Raw genomic sequence first — 16,618 nt, forward strand, 5'->3', positions numbered from 1 at the left:
TCGGGCCGTGTCGTACCGTACCCGCCTCAGAGGCTCTACAAGCCGCCCTCAGTCATTCCGTGCACGGCCGGGATCGTCCCCAGTCGGCCCTTCTGGAAGTCCTCGAACGCCTGCTGGAGTTCCTCACGGGTGTTCATGACGAACGGGCCGTAGTGGGCCATGGGTTCGCGGATCGGCTGGCCGCCGAGCAGGACGACTTCCATGTCCGGCGTGTTGGAGTCCTGCTTCTCGTCCGCGCGGACGGTCAGCGAGGAGCCCGCGCCGAAGACGGCCGTCTGGCCCGTGTGGACCGGGCGGCGGTCCGCGCCGACGCTGCCCCGGCCGGCCAGGACGTACGCCAGGCCGTTGAAGTCCTCACGCCACGGCAGGGTGAGCTCCGCACCCGGCGCGAGGGTCGCGTGGACCATCGTGATCGGGGTGTGCGTGACGCCCGGGCCCGCGTGCCCGTCCAGCTCACCGGCGATGATCCGCAGCAGCGCCCCGCCGTCGGGCGTGGTGAGCAGTTGGACGTTTCCACCCCTGATGTCCTGGTACCTCGGCGCCATCATCTTGTCCTTGGCCGGGAGGTTCACCCACAGCTGGAGGCCGTGGAAGAGCCCGCCGGACATGACGAGATGCTCCGGTGGGGCCTCGATGTGCAGCAGGCCCGAGCCGGCCGTCATCCACTGGGTGTCGCCGTTGGTGATGGTGCCGCCGCCACCCTGGCTGTCCTGGTGGTCGAAGATCCCGTCGATGATGTACGTGACGGTCTCGAAGCCGCGGTGCGGGTGCCAGGGCGTGCCCTTGGGCTCACCCGGCGCGTACTCCACCTCGCCCATCTGGTCCATCATGATGAACGGGTCGAGATGACGGTAGTTGATCCCCGCGAACGCCCGGCGCACCGGGAAGCCCTCGCCCTCGAAACCGCTGGGAGCGGTCGTGACGGCGAGCACGGGACGTGCCACGGCGTCGGTCGGCGCGGTCACGCGGGGCAGCGTCAACGGGTTCTCGACGGTCACTGCAGGCATGTCGGTTCCTCCTCGTGTATGCCCAAGTTTAGTTGAGCGTTGAACTTTCTGCCACCCCAAACAGAGAAAACCGGGAGGACATTCCCAGCGGAGGACGGCCCGAACCCCGGGAGACCGATACGGACACCGGCATGACGGAAGGCCGACACCCCGCAGTGGGGTGCCGGCCTTCGTCCGCCGAGGTCAGGCAGCCAGCCGGTGCTCCTCATTCTCGGCCCCGGAGGGCTCGGCCTTGCGGTCCCGCATCACCAGCGTGGCCACCACGGCCGCCGCCAGGACACCGATCGCGCTGATCGTGAAGGTCGTCGACATCGAGGCGGTGAAGGCCTCACGGGCCGCCCGGACCAGACCCGCGTCACCTCCGGCGACCGCCAGGGCCCCGCCGATCGACTCCTTGGCCTGCTCGGGGGCGCCGGCCGGCATCGCGTCGGCGTAGCCGCTGGAGAGCAGGGAGCCGAGGATCGCGATACCGAGGGCGGTGCCGGACTGCTGGATCGTGTCGTTGAGGGCCGAGCCGACGCCCGCCTTGTCCTCGGGGATGGTGCCCATCAGCGCGGCCACCGCGGCCGGCATCGCGAGGCCCGCACCGAGGCCCAGGATCCCGAGCGCCACGGCCGGGACGGTGAACCCGCTGTCGGCGCTGAGCGTGGTCAGCAGCCCGAAGGAGGCGGCCATCAGCAGCATCCCGGCGAGGATGACGACCCGGTTGCCGGCCTTCACGGCGAGCTGGGCCCCGGCGGCGTTGCCGGCCAGCGCGGCCACGGCCAGCGGCAGGAAGGCCAGGCCCGCCTTGACGGCGGAGTAGCCGAGCACGAACTGGAGGTACTGGGTCAGGACCAGCAGCAGTCCGGCGTTGCCGATCTGGACGAGCGACAGGGAGAGCGAGCCCCCGCTGAAGTTGCGGTTCTTGAAGAGGACCAGCGGGACCATCGGCGAGGCGGTGACGTTCTCCCAGATCACGAAGCCGGCCAGGGCGGCCACCGCGACGGCCAGGACGAGCAGGGAGCGGCCTTCGAAGGCGCCGTGCTGCGGAATCTCGATGATCCACCAGACCAGGGCCGTCATGCCCACCGCGGACAGCACCGCGCCCAGCGGGTCCGGCTTCTGCCACGGCGCCTTGGACTCCGGCATCAGCAGCACACCGGCCAGCAGCGCCAGCGCGACGATCGGCACGTTGATCAGGAAGACGGCCTGCCAGGCGAAGTGGTCGATCAGCACACCGCCGAGGACCGGGCTGCCGACCAGCCCCAGCATCGACACCGAACCCCAGGCCGCCATCGCCTTGGGCCGCTCGTCCTCCTCGAAGACGGTGATCAGGATGGACAGCGTCGACGGCATGATCAGCGCACCGCCGACCCCCATCACGATCCGCACCGCGATCAGCTCACCGGGAGTGGAGCAGAACACCGCCCCCATCGAGGCCGCCCCGAAGAGCAGCAGGCCGATCAGCATCACCTTCCGGCGCCCGAAGCGGTCTCCCAGGCTTCCCGAGGTCAGCAGCAGTCCGGCGAAGACCAGGATGTAGGAGTCGAGGATCCACTGCATGCTCTGGGCGCTCGCCCCGATGTCCTCGGTCAGCGTGGGCACCGCCACCGTCAGCGCCATGTTGTCGACGACCAGCACGAGCGTGCTGAGGCAGAGCACCACCAGGATCCACCAGCGGCGTGGATTACGAGCGTCCATTTCCGTTTCCCCTCCCGCGAACACCGTTCCTTCGATGCGCACACTGTACGCACAGCGGAACAGTGTGCGCAACCCTTGAGTTCTGTACGCTGAATGCGCACGCTGTTCGCACAGGGCCGGAGCCGAGCGCCAGGAGGAGTGTCGATGCCGAAGAGCACGAAGACGACGGAGAAGAACCCGATCCCATCCGTATGGACCCGCGAGCAGCGCCGCTCCGACCAGCCCGCGCTCAGCAGGGACGCGATCGTGCGGGAGGCGATCGCGATGCTCGACGCCGACGGCATCGAGGCGCTCAGCATGCGCAAGCTCGGCGCCCGCCTGAACGCCGGCGCGACCTCCCTGTACCGGCACGTCGCCACGAAGGACGAGCTGATGGAGCTGGCGGTGGACGAGGTCGCCGCCGAGATCCACGTCCCCCAGGCCAGCGGCCCCGACTGGCGCGCGGCGGTGACCGAGGCCGCGGGGTCCTTCCGTACGACGGCGCTACGGCACCCCTGGCTGACCCTGGTCCTGGGCCAGGCCGGGCTCGCCTACCTCGGGCCCAACTACATGACCTTCTCCGAGCGGCTCGCGGCGCTGTTCACCGCGGCGGGGTTCCCCGAGCCGGACCGCGCGATCGACGCGGTCTTCTCGTACGTCATCGGCATGTCCACGACGGAGGCCGCCTGGCTCACCACGGTCGCCCGGTCCGGCGAGACCGAGTCGGAGTTCGTCGCGCGGCTGCTGCCCGCGGCCCGGGAGGCCTCCGCCGACTACGACCACCTGGCGGCAGCCGACGCGAGGAACGCCGGCCAGACCATCGACCCCGCCAAGATCCGGGACGACAAATTCACCTACGGCCTGGAGGTCGTCCTGGACGGCCTGGCGCTACGCCTGCCGAAATAGGCAGGTCAGCCGCCGTACATCCGGCGCATCGCGAACTCGACCATCTGCTCGACGGCCTTCGCGTCGAACACCATCCGGTGCTCGCCCTCCATGTCGAGGACGAACCCGTAGCCGGTCGGCAGCAGGTCCAGCACCTCGGAACCGGTGATCACGAAGTACTTGGACTCCTTGCCCGCGTACCGGCGCAGCTCCTTGAGGGTGCTGAACATCGGGATCACCGGCTGCTGGGTGTTGTGCAGCGCGAGGAAGCCGGGGTTGTCGCCGCGCGGGCAGTAGACCTTCGACGTCGCGAAGGCCTGCTGGAAATCCTCCGCCGCCATCTGCCCGGTCGTGAACGCGCGCACCGCGTCCGTGAGCGAAGGCGGGGACGGCTCGGGGTACAGCGGCGGCTGCTGCCCGTACCCGCCGGACATCGGCTGCTGCGGAGGGGCGTACTGCCCTTGCGGGCCCGCTGTCTGGTCGTAGCCGTACATGGGCGCAAGCGTACCGAGAGCGGCGGGGCGCCAGGGCCGGTACACCGGCCCTGGCGAATCGACAGTGACTCGACAGCGACTTGACAGCCGCGGCTATGGATTGCCGCGGCCGCCGCTCATAGCGTCGGTGTCATGAACGGACGCCATGCCGAGGACCGCCACGAACACGACAGAGGCCTCTCCTACGACCTCCCCGTCCTGGCCCGCCGCCGGATGATCCGGCTGATGGCGGGCGCGGGGCTGATCCCGTTGGTGGGCTGCACGCAGGAGGAGAAGAACTCGGCGTCGCCCTCGTCGTCCGGCACGTCCGGCGAGTCCGGCGCCTGCGCGGAGATCCCCGAGGAGACGGCCGGCCCCTTCCCGGGCGACGGGTCGAACGGCGTGAACGTCCTGAAGGAGAGCGGGGTCGTCCGCCGCGACATCACACGGAGCTTCGGCGACTCCGCGGGCGGCACCGCCGAGGGCATACCCCTGACGATCACGCTGACGGTGGTGGACGCGGCCTCCGGCTGCGGCGCCCCGAAGCGGGGAGCGGCCGTCTACGTCTGGCACTGCGACCGGGACGGCGCCTACTCCCTGTACTCGGAGGGCGTCACCGAGGAGAACTACCTGCGCGGCGTCCAGGAGACCGACGACGCGGGGCGGGTCACCTTCACCAGCGTCTTCCCCGGCTGCTACCAGGGCCGCTGGCCGCACATCCACTTCGAGGTCTACGCCAGCCTGGCCGACGCCACGGCGACCACGGCGATCACGAACACCTCGCAGCTCGCCTTCCCGAAGGACGTCTGCGAGGCGGTGTACGCCACGGACGGCTACGAGGAGAGCGTCCGGAACCTGAGCGGTCTCTCCCTGGAGAGCGACGGCGTCTTCGGCGACGGGCACGAGCGGCAACTGGCCGCGATGAAGGGCGGTACGGGGAGCGGCGGGGGCGGGGACGGCGGGGGCGGCTACACCGCGACACTGACCGTTCCGGTGTGACCTGTCACAGATGACAGGTTGGGGTTGCTTCTTATTACCGACGGGTAGCATCATCGTAGCTACTTGTTGGTACGTGAACTAGCGCGAGGATCCAGTGCCTCGCCGATCTCTCTACGGAGCCGGGAGCCGTCGCCATGGGGCACTACAAGTCGAATCTCCGCGACATCGAGTTCAACCTCTTCGAAGTACTCGGGCGAGACAAGCTGTACGGCACCGGTCCGTTCGAGGAGATGGACGTCGAGACCGCGAAGAGCATCCTGGAGGAGCTGACCCGCCTCTCGGAGAACGAGCTGGCCGAGTCCTTCATCGACGCCGACCGCAACCCGCCGGTCTTCGACCCGGAGACCAACACCGCGCCGGTCCCCGCATCCTTCAAGAAGAGCTACCAGGCCTTCATGGACTCCGAGTACTGGCGCCTCGGCCTGCCCGAGGAGATCGGCGGCACCACCTCGCCCCGCTCCCTGATCTGGGCGTACGCCGAGCTGATCCTGGGCGCCAACCCGGCCGTGTGGATGTACTCCTCGGGCCCGGCCTTCGCCGGCATCCTCTTCGAGGAGGGCAACGAGGTCCAGAAGCACATAGCCAAGTTCGCCACGGAGAAGCAGTGGGGCTCCACGATGGTGCTCACCGAGCCCGACGCGGGCTCCGACGTGGGCGCCGGCCGCACCAAGGCCGTCCAGCAGGACGACGGCTCCTGGCACATCGAGGGCGTGAAGCGCTTCATCACCTCCGGTGAGCACGACATGTCGGAGAACATCCTCCACTACGTGCTGGCCCGCCCCGAGGGCGCCGGCCCCGGCACCAAGGGCCTCTCCCTCTTCCTCGTCCCGAAGTACCTCTTCGACTTCGAGACCGGCGAGCTGGGCGAGCGCAACGGCGCCTACGCCACCAACGTCGAGCACAAGATGGGCCTGAAGGCCTCCAACACCTGCGAGATGACCTTCGGCGACCAGCACCCCGCCAAGGGCTGGCTGATCGGCGACAAGCACGACGGCATCCGCCAGATGTTCCGCATCATCGAGTTCGCCCGCATGATGGTCGGCACGAAGGCGATCTCCACGCTCTCCACGGGCTACCTGAACGCGCTGGAGTACGCCAAGGAGCGCGTCCAGGGCCCGGACCTCGCGAACTTCATGGACAAGACCGCGCCCAAGGTCACCGTCACCCACCACCCCGACGTGCGCCGCTCGCTGATGACGCAGAAGGCGTACGCGGAGGGCATGCGCGCGCTGGTCCTCTACACCGCCTCCATCCAGGACGAGATCCAGGTCAAGGAGGCCGCGGGCGAGGACATCTCCGCCCTGGAGGCCCTGAACGACCTGCTCCTGCCCATCGTCAAGGGCTACGGCTCCGAGAAGGGCTACGAGCAGCTCGCCCAGTCGCTGCAGACCTTCGGCGGCTCCGGCTTCCTGCAGGAGTACCCGATCGAGCAGTACATCCGGGACTCCAAGATCGACACCCTCTACGAGGGCACCACGGCGATCCAGGGCCAGGACTTCTTCTTCCGGAAGATCGTCCGCAACCAGGGCGCCGCGCTGAACTCCCTCGCCGAGGACATCAAGAAGTTCCTGGCCGTGGGCACCGGCGGCGAGGAGCTGTCGTCGGCCCGTGAGCACCTCGCCAAGGCGGCCGTCGAGCTGGAGGCCATCGTCGGCCTGATGCTGACCGACCTCGCGGCCACCGAGCAGGACGTCAAGAACATCTACAAGGTCGGGCTCAACACGACCCGCCTGCTGATGGCCTCCGGCGACGTCATCGTCGGCTACCTCCTGCTCAAGGGCGCCTCGGTCGCCGCCGAGAAGCTGGAGGCCGCCTCCACCAAGGCGATCTCCGCCAAGGACACGGCCTTCTACCAGGGCAAGATCGCCGCAGCGAAGTTCTTCGCGGCCAACGTCCTGCCCGGCGTCACCCTGTCCCGCAAGATCGCCGAGGGCGTCGAGCTGGACCTGATGGACCTGGACGAGGCCGCGTTCTAGTCCCGGACGCCTCTCTCCGTCTCTCTGTTCGAGGGCCTGTTCCCTTCCCCGGGAACGGGCCCTCGTCCGTCGTTAAGGTGAACCCATGACCGAACCAGCCCGCCCGTCTCCCACCGCCGCCCTTGCAGCGAGCGCTTCGCGCGCACCTCTTACTTTCGACCGCGGCCACACCGACGACCTCATGAGCTTCCTGACGGCGAGCCCGTCGCCGTATCACGCCGTGGCGACCGCCGCCGAGCGGCTGGAGAAGGCGGGCTTCCGGCAGGTCGCGGAGACGGACGCCTGGGAGGGGACGAGCGGCGGCAAGTACGTGCTGCGCGGCGGCGCGATCGTCGCCTGGTACGTGCCGGAGGGCGCCGCGCCCCACACGCCGTTCCGGATCGTCGGCGCCCACACCGACTCCCCCAACCTGCGCGTCAAGCCGCTCCCCGACAGCGGGGCGCACGGCTGGCGCCAGGTGGCCGTGGAGATCTACGGCGGGCCGCTGCTCAACTCCTGGCTGGACCGCGACCTGGGTCTCGCCGGGCGGCTGACCCTGCGCGACGGCTCGACGCGCCTGGTCGACGTGGACCGGCCGCTGCTGCGCGTCCCGCAGCTCGCCATCCACCTGGACCGCACGGTGACGGCGGACGGCCTCAAGCTCGACAAGCAGCGGCACATGCAGCCGATCTGGGGCCTGGGCAACGACGTGCGCGACGGCGACCTGATCGCCTTCCTGGAGGAGACGGCCGGCATCCCCGCGGGCGAGGTCACCGGCTGGGACCTCATGACGCACTCCGTGGAACCGCCCGCCTACCTGGGCCGCGACCGCGAGCTGCTGGCGGGCCCGCGCATGGACAACCTGCTCTCGGTGCACGCCGGTACGGCGGCCCTCGCCGCCGTGGCCTCCGGCGCGTCGAGCCTGGCGTCCATCCCGGTCCTGGCCGCCTTCGACCACGAGGAGAACGGCTCCCAGTCGGACACCGGCGCGGACGGGCCGCTGCTCGGCAGCGTGCTGGAGCGCTCGGTGTTCGCCCGCGGCGGCTCCTACGAGGACCGCGCCCGCGCCTTCGCCGGCACGGTCTGCCTGTCCTCCGACACGGGCCACGCCGTCCACCCCAACTACGCGGAGCGGCACGACCCGACGCACCACCCACGTGTCAACGGCGGCCCGATCCTCAAGGTCAACGTCAACAACCGCTATGCCACGGACGGTTCGGGCCGCGCGGAGTTCACGGCGGCCTGCGAGGCGGCCGGCGTGCCGTTCCAGTCCTTCGTCTCCAACAACGCCATGCCCTGCGGCACCACGATCGGCCCGATCACCGCCGCCCGGCACGGCATCAAGACCGTCGACATCGGCGTGGCCATCCTGTCGATGCACAGCGCCCGCGAACTGTGCGGCGCCGACGACCCGTTCCTCCTCGCGAACGCCCTGACGGCGTTTCTGGAGAGGTAGAACAGGCCGTCACCGCATGGGTGTTCCGCACGGGGGTACTCGGTGTGCGGGCCGGAAGGACCGGGCCGTACAGGGAGGCGACACATCATGGGCCTCGGCGGATGCATCATCCTCATCGCCGTGGGAGCCATCCTCACGTTCGCGACCGACTGGGACATGCAGGGGGTCAACCTCGACCTGGTCGGCATCATTCTGATGATCGTCGGACTGATCGGAGTCACGACGTTCAGCAGCATCGCGAGGCGCCGGCGCGTGGTGGTGCCCCCCACGACGCCGGTCGCGGACGACGGACGGCGCCACACGCGCGACGGCTACAGCGACGGATACGGAGTGTGACGCCCTGGCGGATCAGGCGTCCAGCCCGGCCAGCACCAGCGGGAGCCGGTCCGTCCCCGCCTCGGTGAGGCGGACGGGTACGCCCCAGTCCTGCTGGTGGACGTGACATGCGGGGTACTCGTTCGACGGGTCGTCGTCACAGGAGGCGGCCATCGCGGAGATGTGCAGCACACCCTCCTCCACGGCAGGGTCGAGTTCGAGGGCGCGGGAGAGATCGGTTCCCGCGCCCTCGCCGCTGCGCAGCAGCTCCGGCGGGGTGGAGGAGACGAGCAGGCGGGTCGAGGGCCCGTAGCGGGTGTCCAGCTTCTGGCCCGCCGGGGCCTGGAAGATCACGTCCAGTCGGAGCCGGCCGGGGGCGACCTCGGTGGGCTCCCGCTGCGTGCGGTGGGCCACGTCCGGCACCTGCACGGCCTCCTCGGGCAGCCGCAGCCGGGTCAGCCGGTGCCGGGCGGACTCCACGACCACGATGTCGTCGCCGACGAGCACCGCGTCGCTGGGCTCGCGCAGGTCCGTGGCCAGGGTCGTCACCTCACCGGTCGCCGGGTCGTAGCGGCGCAGGGCGTGGTTGTAGGTGTCGGAGACGGCGACGGATCCGTCCGGCAACGCGGTGACACCCAACGGGTGCTGCAACAGGGCCTGTTCGGCGGCGCCGTCCCGATGCCCGAAGTCGAACAGACCGGTGCCGACGGCCGTGTGCACGGAACCGTCGGGCTCCACCCAGCGCAGGGCCGACGTCTCCGAGTCGGCGAGCCAGAGCCGCTCCGGGGTCGCGGCCAGCCCGGACGGCTGCGCGAACCAGGCCTCACCGCCCGGCCCGTCCACCAGCCCTTCGTTGGTGGTCCCGGCGGCGACGGCCACCGTCCCCTCGACCGGGTCGTACACCCACAGCTGATGCACACCGGCCATGGCGATCCAGATCTTCTCCTGCCACCGGGCGACGTCCCAGGGGGAGGAGAGGTCGACCTCGCGGGCCGGGCCCGAGGTGGGCGAGCCCTGCCACCACTGACGGCCCGTGCCGGCGAGGGTGGTGACCTCGCCGGTGGTGAGGTCCAGCCGCCGCAGCGCGTGATTGACGGTGTCGGCGACGACCACGGAGCCGTCGTCGAGCAGGGCGAGCCCCTGCGGCTCGCTGAAGGCGGCGGTGCCTGCGCCGCCGTCGGCGAACCCGCGCGCCCCGGACCCGATCCTGCGCACCACGCTCTCGCCGTCCTCGGCGAGCTCCACCAGCTGATGCCGGGTGGTGTCGCTGACCAGGAAGTTCCCGCTCGGCAGCGGCACGGCCTTCCCCGGGAACCGCAGCGCCGTCGGCTCCGGCTCCGGCGCCACATACGGCCCGTCCCCGCGCCGCAGCGTGCCCTTGACGGCGTGCTCGGTCTCCAGCTCCTCGACCAGCCGCTCAATGGCGTGCACATGCCCCTCACCGGCGTGCTGCGCGACCACATACCCCTCGGGGTCGATCACGACGAGCGTCGGCCAGGCCCGCACGGCGTACTGCTTCCACGTCGCGAGCTCCGGGTCGTCGAGCACCGGGTGCTCCACCCCGTACCGCTCCACGGCATCGACGACCGCCTGATGCTCGGCCTCATGCACGAACTTCGGCGAGTGCACCCCGATGACGACGACCGTGTCCCGGTGCTTCTCCTCGAGCTCCCGGAGCTCGTCCAGGACGTGCAGACAGTTCACGCAACAAAATGTCCAGAAATCAACAATTATGATCCGGCCGCGGAACTCCGCAAGGCTGAGCTCCTTGTCCCCTGTGTTGATCCATCCGCCCTTGCCGATGAGCTCGGGGGCACGGACTCGTGCACGCTTTGCCATGACCCCAGCCAATCACACCTGGTGGGAGGCTCCTCCGTGCGATCCTTCGGCAGCCCAGACGATCCGAAGCCGCTTGTCCGGCTCGAACCGTCGGCCTCTTCCTTCAGCTCTGGTGACCCAAACCCTCTCCACCACTTCGAACAGCAGCGCCCGCTTCCGCGAAATGTCTCCGTCGTTCCACTCCGCCGCCACCCCCGGTTGTCGGACGAGCACCGCAGCCACTACGGCCGCTTCGACGCTGGTGGCCATCGCCCGTGCTCCCGGGCATGTGTGTCCCAATCGCACACCCTGGCACACGTACGACGTCCCGTTCCTGCTCATGCGCGCTCCACAGCCCTCGGCATCGCAGTACAGCAGTCCGGTCAGCAAGTGGGCCGGTCCCCGCACAGGCCGCTTGACGCCGTCGCCTCGCAGGCGGGTTCTGGATTCCAGTTCCGCGACGATCCGCTGTTGTTCCTTCAGAGTGACAATTCCTTCGCCGACCATGACCGGTTGCCCCGTCTGCGGATCCAGATAGGGCCGGACAACGCTTGTGTACCTGCGGCAGTCGCGTTTCTCGTCCCACACAGTCTCCGTTTCGGGCAGCAGTCCGGCGAAGGCCGGGGCCCGGAGCAGTTGAGACAGTGACCCCACTTGCCAAAGACCTCCTCTGGGCGCGGCGATCTCATACTCATTCAGCAGCCTGGCGATCTTCACCAGCGGGCGCCCGGAGAGGGCCTCGTCCGCGATCAGGCGTGCGTACACAGCGGTCTCGGGGTCGGGCGTCAGCTGCCCCGACGCGGCGTCGACGCGGAGTCCGTAAGGCGGCTGCCCTCCGATCCACCGCCCCCGGCTGCGCAGGTACTGCTTGGCATGCCGGATGCGTTCACCCTGGGTCTCCGCCTCGGCTCGTGCCCACTCCGACAGTGAGGCCATGGCGAGCCTGTCTCCGGGCGAGCTCGAATCCAGGCCGTCCATGACGGAGACCAGTCGGCTGTGGTTCAAGTCGAACTCGTCCAGGAGGGGTCCGACTTCCGCTGTGCCCTTGCGACTGAGGCGATCCAGCTTCCACACGATCAGCGTCCGGACAGCCCCTGAGGTCACAGCCGCTCTGGCAGCCTCGAAGCCCTTGCGGGTCACGTCCTTGTAGCCGGAGCGGCCCCGGTCGACGTGTACCTGGCGAACCACCAGCCCGTGCCGTGCGGCCCAAGCACGGCAGTCGGCCTCCTGCCGCTCGATGGCAGTCTTTCCCTCCCGGTCCACGGAAAGCCGTAAGTACAGGTCTGCGCTGATATCCGGTTGCCTCATGTCCCCTCCCAGAGTTGCTCACTCTGTGAACGAACATGAGTGTCAAAGGTAATGAACTTCCGTGACTGTCAGGTCAGCGCATGCCCCGTCGTGGCGTCCACATGGTCCGGGACCTCGTCGTGGCGGTCGCCGACGGTGAGGGTGCCGGTGGGTTCGAACATGAGGATCGCGGTCGGGACGGGGGCGCAGGGCTTGTGCTCGGTGCCGCGCGGGACGGTGAAGACGCTGCCCTTGGGGAGCACGACCGTGCGTTCCCCGGCCGGCTCCCGCAGGCCGATGTGCAGTTCGCCGTCGAGCACGAGGAAGAACTCGTCGGTGTGCTCGTGGACGTGCCAGACGTGCTCGCCCTCGACCTTGGCGACGCGGACGTCGTAGTCGTTGACGGCGGCGACGATCCGGGGGCTCCACCGCTGGGAGAAGGAGGCCAGGGCGTGGGCGAGTGAGACGGGTTCCTGGGTCATGAGGGGATCCTCCGGGGTGCCGTACGTCCCGCGCGAGTGCTAGGAATCGCACATGCCGAAAGGATCCTCGCACCGCCCGCACCGAGTCGTCCTGCTGGTGGACGAGAACTCGAACCCCTTCGAGATGAGCTGCGCCATCGAGATCTTCGGGCTGTCCAGGCCGGAGCTCGGGCGGGAGCTGTACGACTTCCGGCTGTGTGCCGCGGCACCGCACACGCGCATGCGGGACGGCTTCTTCACCCTGACCGGGGTCGCCGGACTGGAGGCCGCCGAGGAGGCGGACACCCTGATCGTGCCGAACCGGCCCGACACCGGCACGCCCCGGGCGCCGCGTGTCCTGGACGTGGTACGCCGGGCACACGCGCGTGGCGCGCGACTCGTCGGGTTCTGCTCGGGTGCGTTCACGATCGCGGAGGCCGGGCTGCTGGACGGGCGCCGTGCGGCCTGCCACTGGATGTGGGCGGAGTCCTTCCGGGCACGGTTTCCGCAGGTCGGGCTGGAGCCGGACGTGCTGTTCGTGGACGACGGCGACATCCTCACCGCCTCAGGCAGCGCCTCCGCACTGGACCTGGGGCTGCACGTCGTACGGCGTGACCACGGCGCCGAGATCGCCAACCACGTTTCCCGGCGGCTGGTGTTCGCCGCGCACCGGGACGGCGGGCAGCGGCAGTTCGTGGAGCGGCCCGTCCCGGACGTGCCGGACGAGTCCCTGGCCCCGCTGCTGGCGTGGGCGCAGGAGCGGCTGGGTGAGCCGCTGACGGTGGCGGACCTGGCCGCACGCGCGCGGGTCAGCCCCGCCACCCTTCACCGCCGGTTCCGCGCTCAACTGGGGACGACACCACTCGCCTGGCTGACCGGGGAGCGCGTCGCGCTGGCCTGCCGGCTGATCGAGCGGGGTGAGGAACGGCTGGACGTGGTGGCGGCCCGCAGCGGGCTCGGTACGGCCGCCCACCTGCGCACGCGCGTGCGTCGGGCGACAGGACTCAGCCCGTCGGCCTATCGGCGGCGTTTCGGAACGGGCCAGGGGGAAGCCCTGGTCTCATGAGATTTCTCGTGTATGACCGGCTTCTCGGTTTCGGTGATGACTACTGGATCGAGGACGAGCGCGGCAGCAAGGTGTTCCTCGTCGACGGCAAGGCGTTGCGGCTGCGGGACACCTGGGAGCTGAAGGACGTCCAGGGGCGGGTGCTCGTGGACATCCATCAGAAGATGCTCGCCCTGCGCGACACGATGGTGCTGCAGCGGGCCGGGGAGCCGCTGGCGACGATCCGCAGGAAGCGGCTGTCCCTGCTGCGCAACCACTATCGGGTGTCGCTGGCGGACGGCAATGAGCTGGATGTGAGCGGCAAGATCCTCGACCGGGAGTTCGCCGTCGAGTACGACGGTGAGCTGCTGGCGGTGATCTCACGGCGCTGGCTGACGCTGCGGGACACCTACGGCGTGGACGTCGTCCGCGAGGACGCCGATCCGGCGCTGCTGATCGCGGTGGCGGTGTGTGTCATCCACCTGGCGGAGAAGGAACGGGAGGACTGAGGTCCTGAGGCGGTCGCGGCCCTACGGCCTGCGCGGGGGCTCCAGGCCCAGCAGGCGGTCCTTCAGCGCCGGGAACTGCTCCCGTGTCGTCGCGACCTTCCCCGGGTCGAACTCCACCGTGAGGACCTCCTCGTCGGCGCCGGCCTCGGCCAGCACCTCGCCCCAGGGATCGACCACGATCGAGTGACCGGCCTGGGGAACTCCGGCGTGCGTCCCGGCCGTTCCACACGCGACGACGAACGACTGGTTCTCGACGGCCCGTGCCTGGGCCAGCAGCGTCCAGTGGGACCGGCGGCGCTCCGGCCAGCCCGCCGACACCACGAGCGTCTCGGCACCGGCGTCGACGAGAGAGCGGAAGAGTTCGGGGAAACGGAGGTCGTAGCAGGTGGACAGGCCCAGGACGGTCCCCGGCAGACGCACCGTCACCAGCTCGGCACCCGCGCCCATCAGCACGGCCTCGCCCTTGTCGAAGCCGAAGCGGTGGATCTTGCGGTAGGCGGCGGCCAGGTCGCCGGAGGGGGAGAAGACGAGGGAGGTGTTGTACAGGGGACCCTCGGGGTCGCGCTCGGGGATGGAGCCCGCGTGCAGCCACACGCCCGCGTCGCTCGCGGCCTTCGCCATCGCCTCGTACGTCGGCCCGTCGAGCGGCTCGGCCTCGCGCCCGAACTCCTCGTAGGCGAAGGCGCCCGTGGTCCACAGCTCCGGCAGGACGACGAGATCGGCACCGGCCTGCTCCCGGACGAGCGACGCCACCCGCCATCGGCGCGATTCGACCGATTCGCCCTCATCTACGGCGATCTGGATCACAGAGGCGCGCACACTACCACCGTCCTGGCATTCGACCCGTCCACATGGGCGTCCCCCCGGGCCTACGATCGTCACACGAAAGCACTGCCGGGGTGCCTCACAGCAGCGTAACTTAGCTGCCAAGACACCCGCCGACAGCCGCCACCTCCCACTGGCAACGCCGCCACCACCTGCCCGTGCACCGACCGCCGAGGGGTCCCGTTCCGTGAGTCTGCATCCCACCCTCCAGCCCTACGCCGACGCCTGGACCCACTCCATCGATGCGATATCCGAGCTGCTCCAGCCGCTCGCGGAGGCCGAGTGGAACCGGCGGACGCCGTGCCCCGGGTGGTCGGTGCGGGACGTGGTCTCCCATGTCATCGGCCTGGACTGCGAGATGCTCGGCGACCCGCGCCCCATCCACACCCTCCCGCGCGACCTCTTCCACGTGACGAACGACCACCAGCGCTACATGGAGATGCAGGTCGACGTCCGCCGTCACCACACGTCGCCGGAGATGACCTCCGAGCTGGAGTACGTGATCATCCGCCGCAACCGCCAGCTGCGGAACGAGTCGCGCGACCCGGGCACGAAGGTGCGCGGCCCGCTCGGCACGGAGCTGACCCTCGAGGAGTCCATGCGGCGGCACGCCTTCGACGTGTGGATGCACGAGCAGGACCTGCGCACCGCCCTCGGCCGGCCCGGCAACCTCGACTCCCCCGGCGCGCACATCGCCCGTGACGTGCTGCTCTCCGAACTCCCGCGCGTGGTCGCCGAGAACGCGCAGGCGCCGCGCAGCTCGGCCGTCGTCTTCGACGTGCACGGCCCCCTCGAGTTCCTGCGCACGATCCGCGTCGACATCCAGGGCCGCGGCACCCTCGAAACGGCCCCCGCCCTCGGCCCCGCCGCGACCCTCACCCTCGACTGGGAAACCTACGTCCGCCTGGCCTGCGGCCGCGTGACACCGGAGGCGGTGACGGACCGCATCAAGACGGAGGGCGACCCGGACCTGACGGCGGCAATCCTGCACAACTTCACGGTGACCCAGTAGGCCGCACCCCCCAGCTGCGGGCATGCGTGCCGCTAGGGGCGGCACGGGTGGGCGCAGCGGCACCTCGTCGCGCCGAGCTGCGCACCCACCCGGCCCCAGCCCCAACTCCCCGGGCCCGAAAACCCCATGCCCCGAGCCCACCACCCCCCGTAGCGTCCCGCCCATGACCACCACCCCACCCCGCCACACCCGCCTCACCTTCCACGGCCCCCTCTCCGAAACAAGGGCCGACCAACTCGTCACCCGCCTGTCCGCCAACACCCCCACCACCGTCCTGGACATCGGCTGCGGCTGGGCAGAACTCATGCTCCGCATCCTGACCACGACCCCCCGAGCCACCGGCACCGGCATGGACATCGACACGGAGGCCCTGGCCCGGGGCCGCGAGGCCGCCGCCGCACGGGGCCTCGCCGAGCGGGTCCGTCTCGTCGAGGGGTCCGCGACCGAGACACCCCACGAACCGGCCGATCTCGTCCTGTGCCTCGGCGCGAGCCAGGCCCTCGGCGACCGGCTCCCCGAGGCCCTGAAGGAACTCCGTCTGCGCGTCGCCGACGGCGGTCGGGTCCTGCTCGGTGAGGGGTTCTGGCAGCGCACCCCGACCCCAGCCGAACTGTCCCGGATGTGGCCGGACGCCGCCGTCACCGACCACCCCGACCTCGCGTCCCTCGTGGACCTGGCGATCGAGGCCGGGTTCAGGCCGGAGTGGACGGAGACCGCGAGCCTCGACGAATGGGAGGAGTTCGAGTCGGCGTATCTCGCGGACGTCGAGGTGTGGCTCGCCGAGCACCCCGGGCATCCGCTCGCGGCCGAGACCAGGGAGCGCGCGGACCGGCACCGCGGCCGGTGGCTGACGTACCGCGGCGTTCTGGGGCTGGCCTACCTCACCCTCGTACCGGCCGTCTGAGGTAC

General features: G+C 70.0%; 16 protein-coding genes. 9 read left to right on the plus strand and 7 right to left on the minus strand.

Annotated features, from left to right (window positions below; genetic code table 11):
• Positions 1-35: 35 nt before the first annotated feature.
• Together NNW99_RS18320 and NNW99_RS18325 are read right to left on the minus strand one after the other, a co-directional pair.
• On the minus strand, positions 36-1,007 hold the full coding sequence (locus NNW99_RS18320) for a pirin family protein (protein ID WP_215120220.1): 972 nt from the start codon (positions 1,005-1,007) through the stop codon (positions 36-38).
• 183 nt (positions 1,008-1,190) lie between these two features.
• On the minus strand, positions 1,191-2,690 hold the full coding sequence (locus NNW99_RS18325) for an MFS transporter (protein WP_215120221.1): 1,500 nt from the start codon (positions 2,688-2,690) through the stop codon (positions 1,191-1,193).
• Positions 2,691-2,834: 144 nt separating this feature from the next.
• Here NNW99_RS18325 and NNW99_RS18330 point away from each other — a divergent pair, with 144 nt between their 5' ends.
• Positions 2,835-3,575, plus strand: a complete 741-nt coding sequence (locus NNW99_RS18330; protein WP_215120222.1) for a TetR/AcrR family transcriptional regulator C-terminal domain-containing protein — start codon at positions 2,835-2,837, stop codon at positions 3,573-3,575.
• A gap of 5 nt (positions 3,576-3,580) precedes the next feature.
• Here the strand turns inward: NNW99_RS18330 and NNW99_RS18335 are convergent, their stop codons facing one another.
• Positions 3,581-4,048: an SseB family protein gene (locus tag NNW99_RS18335; protein ID WP_215120223.1), complete on the minus strand. Its 468-nt coding sequence runs from the start codon at positions 4,046-4,048 to the stop codon at positions 3,581-3,583.
• Positions 4,049-4,180: 132 nt separating this feature from the next.
• Here NNW99_RS18335 and NNW99_RS18340 point away from each other — a divergent pair, with 132 nt between their 5' ends.
• The 4 genes from NNW99_RS18340 to NNW99_RS18355 all read left to right on the plus strand — a co-directional run bounded on the left by NNW99_RS18340 (position 4,181) and on the right by NNW99_RS18355 (position 8,773).
• Positions 4,181-5,026 (plus strand): intradiol ring-cleavage dioxygenase, encoded by an 846-nt coding sequence (locus NNW99_RS18340; protein WP_215120224.1) that lies wholly within the window; start codon positions 4,181-4,183, stop codon positions 5,024-5,026.
• A gap of 134 nt (positions 5,027-5,160) precedes the next feature.
• Positions 5,161-7,002: an acyl-CoA dehydrogenase gene (locus tag NNW99_RS18345; protein WP_215120225.1), complete on the plus strand. Its 1,842-nt coding sequence runs from the start codon at positions 5,161-5,163 to the stop codon at positions 7,000-7,002.
• A gap of 85 nt (positions 7,003-7,087) precedes the next feature.
• Positions 7,088-8,437: a M18 family aminopeptidase gene (locus NNW99_RS18350; RefSeq protein WP_255961289.1), complete on the plus strand. Its 1,350-nt coding sequence runs from the start codon at positions 7,088-7,090 to the stop codon at positions 8,435-8,437.
• 87 nt (positions 8,438-8,524) lie between these two features.
• Positions 8,525-8,773, plus strand: a complete 249-nt coding sequence (locus NNW99_RS18355; protein ID WP_184594045.1) for a DUF6458 family protein — start codon at positions 8,525-8,527, stop codon at positions 8,771-8,773.
• A 12-nt stretch (positions 8,774-8,785) separates the two neighbouring features.
• Here NNW99_RS18355 and NNW99_RS18360 read toward each other — a convergent pair whose 3' ends face one another.
• The 3 genes from NNW99_RS18360 to NNW99_RS18370 form a co-directional block, all read right to left on the minus strand.
• Positions 8,786-10,591 (minus strand): NHL domain-containing thioredoxin family protein, encoded by a 1,806-nt coding sequence (locus tag NNW99_RS18360; RefSeq protein WP_215120226.1) that lies wholly within the window; start codon positions 10,589-10,591, stop codon positions 8,786-8,788.
• Between the two features lie 12 nt (positions 10,592-10,603).
• Entirely contained in the window at positions 10,604-11,878 is a 1,275-nt protein-coding gene (locus NNW99_RS18365) for a recombinase family protein (RefSeq protein ID WP_215120227.1), read from the minus strand.
• A gap of 68 nt (positions 11,879-11,946) precedes the next feature.
• The gene (locus NNW99_RS18370; RefSeq protein ID WP_215120228.1) at positions 11,947-12,339 is read right to left on the minus strand and encodes a cupin domain-containing protein; all 393 of its coding nucleotides are present in this window, start codon (positions 12,337-12,339) and stop codon (positions 11,947-11,949) included.
• A 52-nt stretch (positions 12,340-12,391) separates the two neighbouring features.
• Here NNW99_RS18370 and NNW99_RS18375 point away from each other — a divergent pair, with 52 nt between their 5' ends.
• Positions 12,392-13,384, plus strand: a complete 993-nt coding sequence (locus NNW99_RS18375; RefSeq protein WP_215120229.1) for a GlxA family transcriptional regulator — start codon at positions 12,392-12,394, stop codon at positions 13,382-13,384.
• On the plus strand, positions 13,381-13,872 hold the full coding sequence (locus tag NNW99_RS18380; protein WP_215120230.1) for an LURP-one-related/scramblase family protein: 492 nt from the start codon (positions 13,381-13,383) through the stop codon (positions 13,870-13,872). Before NNW99_RS18375 ends, NNW99_RS18380 begins: the two co-directional genes overlap by 4 nt.
• Before the next feature lie 21 nt (positions 13,873-13,893).
• Here the strand turns inward: NNW99_RS18380 and NNW99_RS18385 are convergent, their stop codons facing one another.
• Entirely contained in the window at positions 13,894-14,691 is a 798-nt protein-coding gene (locus tag NNW99_RS18385) for a carbon-nitrogen family hydrolase (RefSeq protein WP_215120231.1), read from the minus strand.
• A gap of 193 nt (positions 14,692-14,884) precedes the next feature.
• Here NNW99_RS18385 and NNW99_RS18390 point away from each other — a divergent pair, with 193 nt between their 5' ends.
• Positions 14,885-15,709, plus strand: a complete 825-nt coding sequence (locus NNW99_RS18390) for a maleylpyruvate isomerase family mycothiol-dependent enzyme (protein WP_215120232.1) — start codon at positions 14,885-14,887, stop codon at positions 15,707-15,709.
• A 163-nt stretch (positions 15,710-15,872) separates the two neighbouring features.
• Positions 15,873-16,613, plus strand: a complete 741-nt coding sequence (locus NNW99_RS18395; protein ID WP_215120233.1) for a cyclopropane-fatty-acyl-phospholipid synthase family protein — start codon at positions 15,873-15,875, stop codon at positions 16,611-16,613.
• The last annotated feature ends 5 nt before the right edge of the window (positions 16,614-16,618 follow it).

The organism is Streptomyces sp. CRCS-T-1, from assembly GCF_024442335.1.
Taxonomy (GTDB): domain Bacteria; phylum Actinomycetota; class Actinomycetes; order Streptomycetales; family Streptomycetaceae; genus Streptomyces; species Streptomyces koelreuteriae.